This window comes from Cohnella thermotolerans DSM 17683 (assembly GCF_000429825.1).
In the GTDB taxonomy this organism is placed as follows: Bacteria; Bacillota; Bacilli; order Paenibacillales; family Paenibacillaceae; genus Cohnella; species Cohnella thermotolerans.
Genome location: NZ_AUCP01000063.1, coordinates 1 through 12,980, shown reverse-complemented (window position 1 = coordinate 12,980; position 12,980 = coordinate 1). Strand labels below are relative to the sequence as shown.

Below are 12,980 nucleotides of genomic sequence, written 5' to 3'. Positions count from 1 at the left end.
CTCTCTCCCTCACTTCTCTATGACGTTATGCCTTTGGCGCAGCAGCCGGGACACGCCCGCGAACGTGCTGATCGACGTCTCGTCCGTCACTTCGAGCGCGACGGGGCAATCCCGGAGCGCTTCCCGGACGCTGTCCAGGAACAATTCCTTGCTCTTGACGATCTGGCCCCCGATGACGACCGCTTCCGGCTGGAACGACCGGACGAAGGGCCGGAGCATCTCGCCGATCATCCCGCCGAACCGACGGAAGACGTCGGCCGCCCGCTCGTCCCCGGCTTTCGCCAGCTCGGCGGCGCTCTTCACGTCGATCTCGTCGTCCGCGAGCCCGGCTTCCCGCAAGAGGCGTACGATGCCCCGCTTGGAGATGTAATCGTCGACGACGGAGTCCCGGAACGGCTGATTGTAGATCCATCCGTTCTCGGGCACGTCCCGGCGGTGCTTCACGAGCTCGCCGAGCTCCAGGAATGCCGACCCGGCGCCGGTCCCGATCGTCAGGCAGAGCGATTTGGCGTAGCGTCCGGCTTTGCCGATCTCGTATTCGCCCAGGGCGAACAGGTTGGCGTCGTTCTCGAACACGATATGAAAGCCGGGCGCCCGCTTGCCCGCGAACGAACTTTCCTGCGCCAACCGATGGGACAGCTCCTGCCGGAGGTTCACGCCATAAATATTTTCGAACTTGTCGACGTCCCGGATGTAGCTGATTCCCCGCTCGTAATCGAACGGCCCAGGGAACGCATAGCCGATTCCTTCGATCCGGAATGACTTGGCCATAATCCGGTTCGTCTGCTGCTTGACCAGATCGACCAGATGGCGGAGCAGCTCTTCCTTCCTCTCCTTGGAACGGGACGGGTAAATCATGTAGGAATCCGGCACAAGCCGTCCTTGTTCATCCAACACGGCGGCTTTAATGTACAGTCCGCCGATGTCGAAGACGATCGCGTATTTTCTCATTGTCGCAGCTCTCCCATCCCAACCTAGACGATCTGTCGAATCCGGATGAATCTCGGACGGTAGATGCCGCCGTCGGCTCGGTGGACGTCCATGCTCGTCGTGTTGACGTTGTAGCTCGCGAGCAGCTCGCCCGGCGCCGACAAATGCGGGTGGGCCTTGGCGTTGTAACTGTAAATGCCGTTGCCCGCTTCGGGCTCCGCGCAATAATGGAGCGGTATGCCGGGGCCGAACGGGCCGACGGGGCTGTCCCCGACGCGGACCGCCACCCGGCTGCCGGAGATGCCGCCTTGCTGGTAGACGACGACGAACTTGCCGTCCAGGAAGCCGCCGACCATCGGCGTCACGCTCAGCTCGGTCGACGTCTCCGGCGCGATCGGCGCGCAATCCTCGATCCGGTCCGTCCAGTCGCTTCCGTTCCAGAACGTCCAGCGCTCGATCCGCTCCAGCTCTTCCGCGGCGACGCGCGCGGCGACGAGCCTCGTCGCGCCGTCGTTCCGCAGGCCGTACACATAGACGTATCCATCCGGATTCGGAGCGCCCGCTTCTTCCGTCAACGGCAGGATCGCCGCTCCGAAATAAACGGTGTGCCCTTCCGCCGTGCGACAGTAGAGCGGCGTGTCCGCCTGCTCCTGCAGCTCCAGCATCGGCCCGTCTTCGCCGATAGGGGCCGTCACCCGAACGATGCCGTGCACCGCGAATTCGAACCCTTCCGGCCCTTCCGGATCAGGGCTGACGATGAGCGGGAAACAGTGGAACTTGCCCCCGACGGATGTCCCGTCCTGCAGCCAATAGTACGCGTCTTTATGCGCCAGCGCGCGGGGCGTGGAAGGCACGATCGAGCTGGCGGGCTCCGGTCCGGAACGGTTCCAGCGGAACGCGATCCGCTGCGGATCGGGCCTGTCCCCATGCAGAAGCGCCATCGAATTGTTGATCATGGCCATCGATACGCGCGCGTTCGAAACCGGGTCCACAGTACCGATGAAGGTGTCTCCGAACAGCAGCAGCGTACGGTTCGCCGCCGCCCGGCCCGGCGCTTCCAGGCCGTTCAGCGGAACCGAATAGATGCCGTCCGCACCGGTCCAGCCTTCCCGGCGATGGAACAGCGCCGTCCAGTCGTCGGCCGGTTCGGCCGCGAACCCGCGTCCCGCTTCGAAGAAGGCGTCTTCGCCCGCTTCGCCTTCGAGGCGAACGTAGCGGGCCGGCGCATCGTCCAGCCTGATCGCCCCGTCCGCCGGCACCGTTTCGACCGGCGTCCAGTTCCGGCCGTCCAGCGAACGGCCGATTCGCAGCCGCCCGACGCGTTCGTCCGGCCGCACCGCCCCGAATCTCAGCGTTCCGAGCGGATAAGTCGCCCCGAAGTCGTAAATCGTCCGCCGCCCGTCCGGACCGCCGTCCGATTCCGCCACCCGAAGCGCGGGAATCGGATCGCCCGCCCGCTGCGGCGGCTTGATCGCTCGTTCCTTCATCGTCGTCTTCCCCTTCGCTTCTATTCCCATCCGCCGACACCCGCCGCAAGCCTCCTCGTTTCCGGCCGCTTGCGGCGCGCGATGAGCGGTTCATTGTCCGCATTGTCCGCATCGCCGAACGTTCAACACGTTCGCCAAGCTAAGCGCCCTACTTCTGATCGGAACCTTCGTAATACACCCATTTCCCGCTCGTCTTGATAATGATCAGCGTCAACAGCATGGCGACGACCAGCAGCACCCACGCCATTGCGGAAGCGTAGCCCATCTGCAAATCTTTGAAAGCCTTGTTGTACAAATAAAGCGCGTAGAACATCGTCGAGTTGTTCGGGCCGCCGCCCGTCATGATGTAGGCTTGAATGAACACCTGGAACCCGCCGAGAACGCCCATGATGACGTTGAAAAAAATCGTCGGCGTCAGCATCGGAATCGTCACGTTCCAGAACTGCCGAAGCCGTCCGGCCCCGTCCACGGTCGCCGCCTCGTACAAGCTCCTCGGCACCCCTTGCAGCCCCGCAAGGTAGACGATCATCGAGCCGCCGACAGCCCACAGGTTCATCAGCACCGCGATCAGCACGCCCAGAATCGTGTTCAGCGGAACGCTGAGCGCCACGTAATAAAGCGTGTTGCCCAAGCTTTTGTAGAACAGCGTGTCCTGGGTGAACAGAATCTTGTAATTGAGCCAGCCGATCCACTTGGGCGCGTTGTAAATGTTGTAGGAAGTGAAGCTCAGGTACAGCGAGAAAAGGATGGGGAATCCCATGAACGCGAGAAACCCGATCAGTCCCGGAGAGAAAAACAGATAGCCGTTCAGAGCTTCCCTGGTGCTTAACTTCATCGGACGGCCTGCGCGCATCGCAATACTCCTCCTTCCCGATCGGTTCGTCCGCCCTCCGTCTGGCGGGCGGACGAACCCGAATGGCGATTACTGCGTCTTGCCGAAGTTCGCGACGGCGTTCTCGGCGTCCTTCTGGGCTCCGTCGAGGAACTGCTGGGGATCCTTGCCCGAGTTCAAGACCGCCTGCTCGACCGGGTCCAACTTGCTGTGCCAAGACGGCATCGCCTCGACGTACTCGATAAACCGGGATACCTTCATTTGGTCCACAATCATTTTCCAATTCGGATCTTCCATGAATTTCGGATCTTGGGCAGCCTTCATATTGGAGACCAAGGAACCGGACGCTTCGTGAATCTTGACTTGGACTTCCGGACTCGTCAAATATTTCATAAGCTCCCATGCGGCTGCCGCGCGCTTCGGATCCTTGTTGTTGACGAGCTCCAGGTCGAACCCGGCGGACCAGCTGGCCGGCGTCTTCGAATACGGAATCGGCGCCACGCCGAAATCAAGATCCGGAGCCCGCGTCTTAATCTCCTGATACAGATTGTTCACGTCCACGATCATCGCCGCCTTGCCGGCAATGAACGGACTGAAGCCGAGCGCGTTCGCCTGCGAGTTGAAAGCGGACATCGCCTTGACGCCGTATTTGTCCTGGATCTTCTTCTCCCATTGCAGCGCTTCCACGTTCTCCGGCTTGTTGAACGTCGGCTTGCCCTCGTCGTCCCAGAAGTCCCCGCCGTTCGTCCAGGCGAGCGTCCACAGGTGCAAATTGCCGAGCGCGGGCGAGAAGCCGATGACATCGAGCATCTTCTTGTCGTTCCACTTGGTCAGCTTGTCGGCGTATTGCTCCAGTTCGTCCCAATTGACGGGCGGCTTGTTCGGATCGAGCCCCGCGTCCTTGAACATCTTCTTGTTGTAGTAGAGCACGCGGACGTCCGTATCGTTCGGCATGCCGTACATTTTGCCCTGGTACTTCATCCGGTCGACGAGAACCGGGAAGTAATCGTCCAGGTTGACGCCGTCCCTCTGGATATATTCGTCCGTGCTCAGAATCGCTCCCGTCTTGGCGCGGGCCGCCACCGTGCTCGTATCGTTCAAGGCCAGGTCCGGCCCGCTGCCCGCCGCCATGGCCGTGGAGAGCTTCGTCCAATAGTCGAAAAAGTTCACGCCGAGCTGCTGCACCGTAATGTTCGGATGTTTGGCGTGGAAGTCGGCCAGCAATTGGTCCGTCAGGTCCTTCATCGCGCCGTCGGTGTAGATGTGCCAATACGAGATGGTGACGGGTTCGCCGCCGGTCGCGTCGCTCGCGGGCGCCGATCCTTCGGCGGAAGCGCCAGGGGAGCCCGAAGGACTCGAACTGCCGGCGCCGTTGCCGTTCGAATTGCCGGAGCAAGCGGTTAATCCGGCCGTCAGCATGGCGGATGCGAGAAGAAGTGCCATTTTGTTTCGGTTGTTCATCTTTTGTTTGACCTCCCGTTTCAGGGTTTCGTTTAGCGGATGTTCCGTACCTCAAGGTCAAGCCGTCGGCCGCAAGGGCGGCATCCCCCCTCTCCGGTCATGGCGCGCCGTCATCCCTTCACGCCGGTCAGCGTTACGCCTTCGATGAAGTAGCGCTGGAAGGAGAAGAACAGGACCAGCGTGGGCAGCATGACGAGCAGGGACGCGGCCATCATGACGTTCCAGCGCGTGCCGTATTGCTGCTGGAAGCTGCGGAGGCCCAGCATCAGCGTGAATTTGTTCGGATCGTTCAAGTAAATCAGCGGCCCCTGAAAATCGTTCCAGACGAGCGTAAACGTGAAGATGCCGAGCGTGGCGAGCGCAGGTTTGGACAGCGGCATGAAAATTTTCCACCAGGTGTACACTTCCGTGCAGCCGTCGATTTTGGCCGCCTCGCTCAATTCCTTCGGAATCGTCATGAAAAATTGGCGCATCAGAAAAATGTAAAAGGCGCTGCCGAAGAAAAACGGCACGATGAGCGGCAGATAGGTGTTGACCCAGCCCAGCTCTTTGAACAGGATGAACAGCGGAATCATCGTCACCTGGGAAGGCAGCATCATCGTGGCGAGGAGCACGACGAACCAGACGTCCCGCCCGGGCCAGCGCAATCGGGCGAAAGCGTAGGCGACGAACGACGAGGACAGCATGGAGCCGATCATGCACATGACCGTAATGAACACGGTGTTCCACGTATAGCGCAAGAACGGGAACGATTGAACCGCTTTCTTGTAGTTGTCCCAGTGGAACGGGTCCGGGATCCACTTGGGGGGGATATCGAACAGTCCGGTGTCCCCTTTAAGCGACGTGGACAACAGCCAGACGAGGGGCAGGATAAACGCGGCGCTTCCCAGCAGAAGCAAGGCGTACACCGCAATTCGATGGAACAGCGCGTTCGATCTCAAGGCCATATTTCTACTCTCCCATCCCGTTTGTATCCGTTTACAATCAACACCTTCATTATACGTTCGCCCGCCGGCCTCGTCTTTTTGTTTAAGCGTCGCGTTTTTATAATTTTGGGACATCGCCGGTCCGTTCCCGCGCTCTTAAGGGATCCAGCGCATGCGCAGCCAGCGCGGATGGTAGATCGTTCCGTCGTTTAGATGCGCCTGCTCGTCCGAGGTATTGACGTTATAGGTGATCAGCAGTTCCCCGGCGTCCGACAGGTGCGGATGCGCTTTGGCGTTGTAGGTGGTGACGCTTGGGCCCAGCGAGGCTTCCGGCGCGTAGTAGAACGGAACAAGGCGCCGAACGGGCCCGTCGGACTGTCGCCGACGCTGTAAGTCATGTAGTGGCTGAGCGTATCCTTCTCGAACACGAGCAAGTACTTCCCGTCGAACGGTCCGCCCTTCATCGGCGTCACGCTGAACTCCGCCGACACGCTGGCGCCGCTGAGCAGCGGAGCGCTCTCCTCGATGTTGCGCGTCCAGCCCTTGTCGGGACCCGCCCAGAAACGCCACTCGTTGAACCGTTCGAAGTCCTCGGCTTTGACCCGGGCGACCGTCGGCAGCCGCTCGAAGGCGTAATCCCGATAGCCGTAGACGTACACGTACCCGTCCGGATCGGGCGCGCCGGCTTCCGCCGTATTGGGCATGACGCCCGCGCCGAACGTGTAGCTGAGCGGCCAGCCGCCGATCGAGGTGTGATAATACAGCGGCGTATCGATCTGCGTCATATGGGCCAGATCGGGCCCGTTGCGGTTAGGCAGCTTAACCATGGACACGCCCGCCACCTTGAACTGCCATCCGGGCGGCTGGGTCGGATCGGGCGCCATGTTCAGCGGGAAAGCATAGAATTGGCCGTTCAGCGAGAGACCGTCTTGCAGCCAGTACCAATTGCCGGCCGGCACGGCGTCCTTCTCGCTTCCGGCCGAAGCCGAGACGTAGCGGAGAAGCTCGCCCGAAGCATCGTAGAACCGGACGTGGCTAAGCCCGAACATCGCTTCGCTTCCGGTCGTGCCGCCCCAGTTGCCGTCCCCGGGCGCCGCGTTCGGCACGATCTTGACATACCTCGCCTCGGCCCCGCCGAAATCGACGACGCCTCCCCCGACGAGATTCGTCGCGGCCAGCTTCGGATCTCCGGTCGCCTTGGCGAATTGGAACGGGCCCTCCAGCTCCGTATAATGCTCGTCGTCGTTCGAATAGTAGATTCGGGCGTTCTTCAGCCCGCGGTCGGCGTATGGAATGTCCGGATGGTCCGGATCGAACTGGTTGTAGTTCCAGACAGGCATCTTGCCGAGCCGGTAGGAAGCGGACAAGTCGAACTTGATCCAGTTGTCGTCGCCCGGATCGTCGGCGGTCAGCCACATCGTCTTGCCGTCCTTGTCGTTGTCGTGCGTATCCGACGGCCCGGGCGGCGCGATGTCGGCCGGTGAAGCCGATGCGGCTGCGGGGGACATTCCGGCCGCTTCGTTCACGGTGTTGGCCGCCACCGTTCCCGTGTAGGCGTAAGGCGTAGACGGTTCGAAAAGGCTGCGGAAATCCCGGCCGGTGCCGTCCGAGCCCCACAGAAACCGGATGTTGGCGGGATCGGGCGCGCTTCCTTGGAGCGTAGCCAGCGTGTTGTTATAATAGCCCTCCAGCGTGCGGGCTTTGGTAACGGGATCGACGCTGCCCGTGAACGTATCGCTGAACAAGAACAACGTGTCGGTTCGCTTCGCTTTGCCCGTCGCATCGTAGCCGTCGTACGCGAGCGAATAGATGCCGTCGGAGCCGGTCCATCCCTCCGTCCGGGTGAACAGCGACGTCCAATCCGGGGCGGGCTCGACCACGATGCCGGAGGCGCTGTAGAAGCGGACCTGGCTAAGCCCGTACCTCGCGTCGCCTCCGTCCGAACCTCCCCAACTGCCGGGCCGGTCCGCTTCCGCGCTGGGTTCGATTCGGACGTAGCGGGCGCTCGCGCCTCCGAACTCGACCGGGTTGCCGCTTCCCTCGAGATTGGTCGCCGCTTCGCTTTCTTCCCCGTTCGCCGGGGCGAACCGGCAGGGCTCGCCTCCGTTCGTCCCGGTCCAGTTGATCCCGTCGAGCGAGAAGCTCACTTTCGCCCACTGGATGCCCAGCAACGGGCCTTCCGGTCCGTTGTAGTTCCAGACCTGCATCTCCCCGAGCGGATACGTGCCGCCGAGATCAAATTGGATCCCGCCGCCCGGAGCCGGATCGGCCGCCGACAGCCAGCCGCCGGAACGGTCGTGCGTGTCGGTCTTCGCGGTAGAACCAGTCATGCCGAGATTGTTCACGGCGTTAAGGGCCGGCGAACCTTCGCTCTCGCTGTCCGCCGACACTTGCGCGACCGCGATCATCTGCCCGCCGGCGCCCACCGGATTTGAGAACCGGTATATCCGGATCTCGCTCAGCCCGAACGACGGTCCGTCGGTTCCGCTGTCTCCCCAGTTCCCGATGTTCGCCTTGGCGTCGGGAGCCAGGCGAATGTAGCGGGCGGGCGCTCCGGCGAAGTCGATCGGCGCTTGCCAGTTGCTCGCCTTCTCGTCCGCCGTTCCCGAAGCTTGCTTGAAATGAACGGTTCTTCCCGCTCCTCCGAGCGTCGTCCACGCGACACCGTCCGCCGAATATTGGATGCGGGCGTTTTTGACGCCTTTGTCCGTCTCGCCCGGCTGATTGTAATTCCAGACGAGCATCTTCCCGAGCGGATAGACGGCGCCCAAGTCCAGCTGAATCCAGTTGTCCGCGCCCGGGTTGGCCCCGGTTCGCCACATGCCCGCTCCGTCCCCGTCGTTCCCATGGGTCTCCAGCGGCCCGAAAAAGCCGGACATGCCGGAGTTGTTCGCGGCGTTCGCCGCTTCGTGTCCCGGCGCTTCGCTGCCGGCGGTTACAGCGACGGGCTTCAGCAGAAGCTGCTCGCTGTAGGCCGCCGGATGGCGGAGCGCGGACGCTTGAGCGGGCAATCCCGCGTCCGCCCCGGCCGGCGGCGCATCGCCGCCCACTCCGCCGTCGTCAGGCAGTGCGGAAGCCGGAACGGCGAATGCCGTCAGCAGCGCGAAAGCCAGGCTTGCCGCGAACCCTGTTCTCATCGGTTTATTCATACCTCTCCTCCTCGTCGTCAACCTCCATTTTGGTAAACGCTTTCATTTTAAAGAATGGATTTTCTTTCTGTCTTTTCAACGGAGGGCCACGTTTTTACAAAATGGAGACACGCCTTCCGAGCGCCGCCGGCTGCGGGGATCGATACATCCCCCGTTCATGCCAAAAAACCGACTGCGAAGCGGCGCCCCTCCGGCACCTTCCGCAATCGGCTTGTTTGACTGCCTATGACGTAGGCCGTTCGCCCCTTCCCGGGCGGTCGGTTCGGAACGGCACGGCCGGCAACCCCGACGCGTTCGCCAGGTTGGCTTCCGTGTAGTTCGCCCAACCGTACCGAACGCGAGCCGGTATCGGCACGCCGGGGGCCCGGACGACGACCTTGTCGCCGTCGATCTCGGCCAGGGCGGGCACGTATTCCCCGTCGGCGCCGGCCGCCTCGAATCCCTTCAGCTCGCCCCCGCCCCTCGCGACCAGACGCTCGCCGGCGAACGCGAATTCGAGCACGGCGCGGTCCCCGTCCGTCTTCATGCCCTTCCAGACCGGACCCGAGCTTTGGACATCGCGTCCGTACACCCGCTCCAGGGCAACGAGCGCGAGCCGTTCCCCGACCGTCTTCTTGTCCTTCGGGTGAATGTCGTGCTCCTCCCCGCAATCCAGGCTGACGGCCATGCCCGTATTCGGCACCCGCTCCGACACGAGGAACTGAGACTCGCGAAGCAGCGCCCAATCTTCCCCGCCGGGATTCCCGTCGCAGCCGAACGCGGCCAACTGGACGAACAGGAACGGCAAGCTCTCGTCGCCCCAGTCCGACCGCCAATTCGCGATGAGCGCTTCCAGCAGCTTGTCGTAGAGCGCCGCCTTCGGGGCGTCGGCCTCACCTTGATAATAGATGAATCCCTTGATCCCGTACGGAACGGCCTTCCGCAGCATCGTCCCGTACAAGCCGTTCGGGCGCATGAAGCTGCGCGGACTCATGGGCGGGGGCCACGGGAGAACGCCGAGCTCGTCCCCCGTCTTCCCCGCTTCGGCTCTTGCCATATAAGCCGCGAAGTCGTCCTGGAACCGCTTCTCTTCGCGCTCGTACGCCGCCCAATCGAAATCCCGCACCTGCTCCTCGTACTCGTCCAAGTAGACGCGCAGCACGGCATCCCCGCGGAGACGCTCCTCCGCCATCCAGCACGCGGCCGACGTCGCCCCGAAGTTGCAGCCGACGATGCCGATCGGAACGTCCAGCTCCCGGCGCAATCGCCTGGCGAAATGATAGGCCACCGCCGAGAAATCGCCGGCGTTGTCGGGCCGGCAGACGCGCCAGGACGATTCCGGCTCGCTTCCGTCCTCGTAGGCGACTTTCGGAACCTCGTAATAGCGCAGCCCCGGATCGTCCGCCCGGGCGATCTCCGCCTCGGCATCGGCGGCATCCTTGAGCGGCCATGCCATGTTGGATTGCCCGCCGGCCAGCCATACGTCGCCGAACCGGACGTCTTCGAACGACGATACGGCCCCGCTGTCCGACCGGACGGTCAGCACGAAGGGACCTCCCGCTTCCATCGGCGGAAGCGTCGCGAACCATCGGCCGTCCGACACGACGGTCTCCGCGCGGATGCCGCGGCATTCGACCTCGATTCGTTCGCCGTCCGTTCCCGTTCCCCAGACCGGAACCTTAACGTTTCTCTGCAGCACCATCCGATCCGAGAAGATCGGATCGACCTTCAACCTCCCCATCGACATGGAATCCCCGCCCCTTCCCGTCTTTTTGCAAACGCTCTCAACACGTCTCATTATACTCGTGCGGGCCATCCGCGTATTTATCGGGAAGCGACTCGTTTTTATAGAATCGGGACATGACGGGCCCGGTTCGGGAATCAATCTTCCCGATACCGATCCATCAGCTCGGCCAGCGTTCGCCGGATGGCAGCCGTCAGCTCCGCCGGTCCGCGCACGGTCGCTTCCTTCCCCAATCCGATGAAGAACTCCGCGAAGAAGGGGATGTCGCCGCGCGGCACGTCCCGATCGATCGTTCCGCTTCCGTCCTCAAGTACGTGCAGCATCGAACCGATCCACAGCTCGCCTTCGCAGCGCTGGACGCCGGCCCGGGTCAGCTCCGCGCGGAGCCGGACGGGCTCCCTCGGTTCGGCGGCATCCCGCCTGCTGAGGCCGACGTCGCCGAGATCGAGCGGTTCCGTGCCGGATTCGTCGTATGCCGCCTCGCGAATCCGGTCGCACCGGAACACGCGGAAGCCTTGGCGCAGGAAGCAGTAGGCCGTGCAATACCACAGCCCGTTGTTCGCGTAAATGCAGACCGGCTGAATCCGGCGGCTCGTCGCCCCCTCCTCCTTGGACTCGTATTCGACGACGAGCACCTTCTGGCGGACGGCCGCGTCGAGAAGAATGGCCAGGCAGGGGGCGTCGCCCCGCCTTGTCGGCGTCACGAAGTCGACCCGGTTCTTCATGCTGTCGATCCGGTCGCGGACGTCCCCCGGCATATGGAGATAGAACTTGCTGAGCGCCGAGGCGGATTCCGCTTCGAACGGCAGCGAGGAATAATGGCGCAGCGCGTTCACGGCGAAGAACATGGCGACCGCCTCCTCTTCCGTGAACGCGATCGGCGGCAGCACCCGCTCTCTCACCACTTGATAGCCCCCGTGCGGCCCGACTTCCGAATAGAGCGGAACGCCCAGCTCGCTCAGCTCCTGCAGATCCCGCATGATCGTCCGCGCGGAGACGCCGAATTCTTCCGCCAGCTCCCGCACTTTGAATCTCCGCTTGCGGTTCACCGTCATCATGAGCTCCACCAAGCGCTTCGATTTGGACATGGGACGTTCCACCTTTTTATAAAGTTTATGACAAGAGTTGTCATAAATCCAAGTTACGATCAGATCATAAATCACCGATTGGAGGAAATCAATCGCTATGACGACGTCGACTACCCGGCTGACCGTTCTGCTGTTCCTGATCATGTTCGTCATCGGAACGGATACGTTCCTCATCTCTCCATTAATCCCGGAGCTGCAGGCGCAGTTCCATGTGCCGACCGAGCGCGCCGGTTGGATGATGGGCGCCTACACGCTGGGCGCGGCTCTGTTCGCGCTGATTGCCGGCCCGCTGTCCGACGGCTTGAACCGGAAGTACGTCTTGTTCTCCGGACTTACCTTCTTCGCGTTCTCGACAGCCTTGTGCGGTCTCTCTTCCGGCTTCTGGACCATGTGCCTGTTCCGCTTCCTGGCCGGCGTCAGCGCGGCGTTCGCCGCTCCGCAAGTGTGGGCCGCGATTCCGGCGTTGTTCCCTGTGGCCAAAGTTCCGCGCATGATGGGGATCGCCTACGCGGGACTGGCTGTCTCCCAAGCGCTCGGCGTGCCGATCGGAAGCGGACTCGCGGCACTGCGCTGGTCCATCCCTTTCTGGGCTATCGGTTCTATTGCGCTGCTTCTGGCGGTGTCCGTTTTCTTCTACGTGCCGGATATGATGCCCAGGCAAGCGCCGGGATCGCGGACATCGCTGCTGGGCCGGTACGTTCCCCTGCTGACGAGCGCCAAAGCGCGGGGCGGGTTCCTCGGGTACTTTTTCATCCACTTGGGCAGCAATGCGGCCTTCGCTTTTCTGGGGAAATGGCTATCCGACCGTTTCAGCCTCTCGCTCGGGCAGACGGGGTATGTGATGATCGGCCTCGGGGTCGGAAATTTGCTGGGAAGCCTGGTTAGCGGATATGCCGTGAAGAAGCTGGGCCCGATTCGGACGATGGTGTCGATGCTTATCTTCCTGGCCACGGCTTACGCTCTGCTGCCATATGTCCCTTCGGCTGGAGCCGCCACAGGCGTCTATCTCATTCTCTTTGCGGCGCTAGGGATTCTGTTCCCGCTGGTCGTGGGCATACTCACCGGGTTGAACGCTTCGATCCGGGGCACGATCTCCAGCCTCGCGACTTCGACGATGAACGCAGCGACAACTACGGGAGCCTGGCTTGCGGGCATCCTATATGCGCAATTTGGCGGATACGGCTCCGTCGGGCTGTTCTCCGCTGGATGCTTTCTGGCTTCTTTAACGACGTTTATTGTTAGCGGCATGATGCATGCCGAGAAGAGAGAAAAGCAAGAGGCCGCGACGTCCTGAGGGGACCCGCGCTGGGGCCCGCGCTTTTTGTGGGGAAGCGCGGGTCGGCAAGGCCCCTTTTGGGCCTTGGTGCGGCGACACGCAGCGGGG

At 62.4% G+C, this 12,980-nt stretch carries 9 protein-coding genes; 1 reads left to right on the top strand and 8 read right to left on the bottom strand.

All coding sequences use genetic code 11. From position 1 onward, the window contains the following. Positions 1-9: 9 nt before the first annotated feature. From G485_RS0113345 to G485_RS0113310, 8 genes are all read right to left on the bottom strand, one after another. The gene (locus G485_RS0113345) at positions 10-951 is read right to left on the bottom strand and encodes an ROK family protein (protein ID WP_027092969.1); all 942 of its coding nucleotides are present in this window, start codon (positions 949-951) and stop codon (positions 10-12) included. Positions 952-974: 23 nt separating this feature from the next. Beyond that, the gene (locus G485_RS26395; protein WP_169732318.1) at positions 975-2,417 is read right to left on the bottom strand and encodes a DUF4185 domain-containing protein; all 1,443 of its coding nucleotides are present in this window, start codon (positions 2,415-2,417) and stop codon (positions 975-977) included. 148 nt (positions 2,418-2,565) lie between these two features. Beyond that, positions 2,566-3,270, bottom strand: coding sequence for a carbohydrate ABC transporter permease (locus G485_RS0113335; protein WP_035156137.1), 705 nt, complete (start codon positions 3,268-3,270; stop codon positions 2,566-2,568). A 69-nt stretch (positions 3,271-3,339) separates the two neighbouring features. Beyond that, on the bottom strand, positions 3,340-4,710 hold the full coding sequence (locus G485_RS26390; protein WP_051318255.1) for an ABC transporter substrate-binding protein: 1,371 nt from the start codon (positions 4,708-4,710) through the stop codon (positions 3,340-3,342). Between the two features lie 110 nt (positions 4,711-4,820). After that, complete coding sequence (locus G485_RS0113325; RefSeq protein WP_035156134.1) at positions 4,821-5,657, bottom strand: carbohydrate ABC transporter permease; 837 nt, start codon at positions 5,655-5,657, stop codon at positions 4,821-4,823. A gap of 230 nt (positions 5,658-5,887) precedes the next feature. Next, positions 5,888-8,785: a discoidin domain-containing protein gene (locus G485_RS0113320; protein ID WP_027092966.1), complete on the bottom strand. Its 2,898-nt coding sequence runs from the start codon at positions 8,783-8,785 to the stop codon at positions 5,888-5,890. Positions 8,786-9,008: 223 nt separating this feature from the next. Next, positions 9,009-10,511: a sialate O-acetylesterase gene (locus tag G485_RS26385; RefSeq protein WP_051318254.1), complete on the bottom strand. Its 1,503-nt coding sequence runs from the start codon at positions 10,509-10,511 to the stop codon at positions 9,009-9,011. A gap of 134 nt (positions 10,512-10,645) precedes the next feature. After that, positions 10,646-11,596 carry a helix-turn-helix transcriptional regulator gene (locus tag G485_RS0113310; protein WP_027092965.1) on the bottom strand — a complete coding sequence of 317 codons (951 nt, stop codon included), beginning with the start codon at positions 11,594-11,596 and terminating at the stop codon, positions 10,646-10,648. Positions 11,597-11,693: 97 nt separating this feature from the next. Here G485_RS0113310 and G485_RS0113305 point away from each other — a divergent pair, with 97 nt between their 5' ends. Beyond that, positions 11,694-12,890, top strand: a complete 1,197-nt coding sequence (locus tag G485_RS0113305; RefSeq protein ID WP_035156130.1) for an MFS transporter — start codon at positions 11,694-11,696, stop codon at positions 12,888-12,890. Positions 12,891-12,980: the final 90 nt, after the last annotated feature.

What these genes read in the sequence shown, in the direction of transcription:
- G485_RS0113345 (WP_027092969.1), bottom strand. Translation starts at nt 951, where the DNA reads ATGAGAAAATACGCGATCGTCTTCGACATCGGCGGACTGTACATTAAA.
- G485_RS26395 (WP_169732318.1), bottom strand. Translation starts at nt 2,417, where the DNA reads ATGAAGGAACGAGCGATCAAGCCGCCGCAGCGGGCGGGCGATCCGATT.
- G485_RS0113335 (WP_035156137.1), bottom strand. Translation starts at nt 3,270, where the DNA reads ATGCGCGCAGGCCGTCCGATGAAGTTAAGCACCAGGGAAGCTCTGAAC.
- G485_RS26390 (WP_051318255.1), bottom strand. Translation starts at nt 4,710, where the DNA reads ATGAACAACCGAAACAAAATGGCACTTCTTCTCGCATCCGCCATGCTG.
- G485_RS0113325 (WP_035156134.1), bottom strand. Translation starts at nt 5,657, where the DNA reads ATGGCCTTGAGATCGAACGCGCTGTTCCATCGAATTGCGGTGTACGCC.
- G485_RS0113320 (WP_027092966.1), bottom strand. Translation starts at nt 8,785, where the DNA reads ATGAATAAACCGATGAGAACAGGGTTCGCGGCAAGCCTGGCTTTCGCG.
- G485_RS26385 (WP_051318254.1), bottom strand. Translation starts at nt 10,511, where the DNA reads ATGTCGATGGGGAGGTTGAAGGTCGATCCGATCTTCTCGGATCGGATG.
- G485_RS0113310 (WP_027092965.1), bottom strand. Translation starts at nt 11,596, where the DNA reads ATGTCCAAATCGAAGCGCTTGGTGGAGCTCATGATGACGGTGAACCGC.
- G485_RS0113305 (WP_035156130.1), top strand. Translation starts at nt 11,694, where the DNA reads ATGACGACGTCGACTACCCGGCTGACCGTTCTGCTGTTCCTGATCATG.